This is a genomic window from Pedobacter sp. 01N416 (assembly GCF_056399685.1).
Genome location: NZ_JBFTRT010000797.1, coordinates 1 through 2,432, shown reverse-complemented (window position 1 = coordinate 2,432; position 2,432 = coordinate 1). Strand labels below are relative to the sequence as shown.

Annotated in this window: 4 protein-coding genes; 2 read left to right on the top strand and 2 right to left on the bottom strand. The window is 37.3% G+C overall.

Annotated elements, in window-relative coordinates; all coding sequences use genetic code 11:
* Together AC1DND_RS27265 and AC1DND_RS27260 are read right to left on the bottom strand one after the other, a co-directional pair.
* Nucleotides 1-901: FecR family protein (locus AC1DND_RS27265; RefSeq protein ID WP_477585905.1), on the bottom strand; the 901-nt coding region annotated here is incomplete at its 3' end.
* Nucleotides 902-984: 83 nt separating this feature from the next.
* Nucleotides 985-1,500 (bottom strand): RNA polymerase sigma factor, encoded by a 516-nt coding sequence (locus AC1DND_RS27260; RefSeq protein WP_477585909.1) that lies wholly within the window; start codon nucleotides 1,498-1,500, stop codon nucleotides 985-987.
* A 347-nt stretch (nucleotides 1,501-1,847) separates the two neighbouring features.
* Here AC1DND_RS27260 and AC1DND_RS27255 point away from each other — a divergent pair, with 347 nt between their 5' ends.
* Nucleotides 1,848-2,138: a hypothetical protein gene (locus AC1DND_RS27255; protein ID WP_477585904.1), complete on the top strand. Its 291-nt coding sequence runs from the start codon at nucleotides 1,848-1,850 to the stop codon at nucleotides 2,136-2,138.
* 164 nt (nucleotides 2,139-2,302) lie between these two features.
* A partial coding sequence (locus AC1DND_RS27250; RefSeq protein ID WP_477585907.1) for a cold-shock protein occupies nucleotides 2,303-2,432 on the top strand: 130 nt, incomplete at its 3' end.

The following is a 2,432-nucleotide window of genomic DNA, read 5'->3' as shown; positions in this document are numbered from 1 at the left end:
ATTCTATATCAACGCCGTACCAGCGTTCCAACATTGGTTCCATTTCCCTCCAGGTGAACGCATTAAAAATAAGGTTATTCGTTACCCAGGCTGTTTCCACAATCGTGGTATCAAGCTTAGTTATATGACCCATCTCGACTTTTGGAAGTTGCGGCAGTGCATTCGTCGCACCTTTTAAATTGCTCGCTGGTTTATAGAACAAGATTTTCTGTCCCGGTCTTAAAGTCACCACGTTATCATTGCCGCTGTTACTTTCCACTTTGATAGAGCCTTTAATGAGGGACGCTTCTGAGAAGTCTTCCTCCGGGTAGGACTTTAAATTGAATACCGTTCCTAAAACAGTTACTTTAAAATTGTCGGTCAATACCTTGAATGGCTTTTCCTTATTATGTGCTACATCAAAATAAGCCTCACCGATCAACTTTACAGACCTTGTATCCACATTAAAACCTTTTTCCATTTTAATTTCACTGCCCGAATTGAGGTAAACCTTTGTTCCATCAGGAAGAAGAATTTTTTTCTTATTCCCAAAACCTGTCTCAAACGACCTAGTGTAAAGTACTGCTGGTGCCGGTTTGCTCGAATAATAAAACAATCCTGCCATCAACACTGCTAAAAAGCAGGCTGCAGCAGCTCCATACCATATAATATGTCGTTTCCGCAATTGCTTTTCTGGTTGTGTCACTCCATTGATCTTATTAACCTGAATATTTAATGGGGTTATATTGGCACTTAAGACCTGGTACATATACCGAGCCTTCTCGACCAAGTCGGATTTCGAAGGGTTATCAACAACCCATTTTTCCCAAAACCGGATACACCTTTCGTCACTACCTTCACAATATTTCTTGAAGGTGTCATCCATTAAAAAATCTTCTGGTTGTAAATAATCATTAATCATTCTGGCTGCCTTTTATATATCAGTGCCTGAACTATTTGATTTTTACCGGATTTTTTTAGAAAAATAATATAACTTGCTGGTAGTTAGTTGATTAAATATTTTCTAAGGATTTTTAAAGCTTCATAAATCGTATTATAAGCTGTACGGACAGTCATCGCATTGAGTCTTGCAATATCTTCATAACTCAGTCCTTCATAAAAACGCAATTGAATGAGTTTTCGCTGCTGCAGACTAAGCTTTCCCAGTGCCTGGCTTAGTCGCCTCTTTACCAGATCATCTGATTGGATTTTAACAATAAGTTCCTCATAGGGTATTTCAATCAGCTCACCATCTTTTGCAATTGCAGAAATCACCCTGTCCAGTTTCTGCTGATGACCAATTTGTTTTAGAATTTTCCGCTTAAGAATAGTCCGCAGATAAGATTCTACTTGATCCACCCTGGGCAGAAATTCATGTTTCTCCCACAATTCTAGAAAGATCTGATTTAAGGTATCGCTGACCACATCGGGATCGGTGCAGACCCTTAGCCCAAAAACAGAGAGATTTCGATAAAGTCCTTTGTATAAATCCAGGAAAGCTTTCCGGTCTCCCGTGCACATTGCCTCCCACCACAAACTATACATGGAAATGTCACCAATAGTTGGGTAGAGGAACAGCTAAAAACTGATGCTTATAAAATGGCAAGGTTTAAAGTAGGATGATGCAGCATTAATATTGGCTTTAGCAAAATACCGTCAGGCCACGAAAAAGAATAAGATTATAAAGATAGCTAGGAAGTTCCTGGTCCATATCCGATATGTGTTACCATTGCCAGTAAAAGAGCTGAATTATGGGCTATTTCTTATTTTAATTTCTTTTTGCCGTCGAATTGTATAGGTCCTGTTACAATTAATCTTATTTGGAATAATTTTTTAAATTAGCATATATTAAAAAACCTGATAAGCTTATGGAAAATCTAAAAGAAGAAACCAAAATCAAAGCTTTCCTCACCAGGATAAAAGCAGAGTGGCCAGGAGTGGTAGAACGCTTTGAGTTTAAAACAGGCAGTGTAATTTACGTTCATTTAAAGGAAGGCATATCTAGTGTGGATTTTCTCGGTAAACTTTCCAGACAGGTAGAACGTTTTGTCGATTTCAGTATGCCTATTATCTTGTATCATATTGAGAGTGATGGCATGAACTTAAGGTCGCACCCAATTAATTGGTATTCTTCCATTACGCAAGGAAAATCTTTTTAATGCTCATAAACATTTGTGGTTAATACCTTAGACTGTAAAATGGTCGCTATAATCTTTACAGTTGTAAATCTTTTTGTGCATAATTAGCAATTTTGTTTGCCAGTAATTTTGGTTTTTGGGTTTTAATCCTATTTTTGGTTTTTAATTTAAAAACATCCAGTATAATGAAAAACGGAACAGTAAAATTTTTTAACTCAGAAAAAGGCTTTGGCTTTATTAAAGAAGAGAGYGGATCTGAGATTTTTGTGCATGCATCAGGCCTGATTGACGAAATCAGAGAGAATGATACAGTTG

Bases quoted from the DNA above. Each gene is read 5' to 3' on its own strand.
- AC1DND_RS27260 (WP_477585909.1), bottom strand. From the start codon at position 1,500: ATGTGCACGGGAGACCGGAAAGCTTTCCTGGATTTATACAAAGGACTT.
- AC1DND_RS27255 (WP_477585904.1), top strand. From the start codon at position 1,848: ATGGAAAATCTAAAAGAAGAAACCAAAATCAAAGCTTTCCTCACCAGG.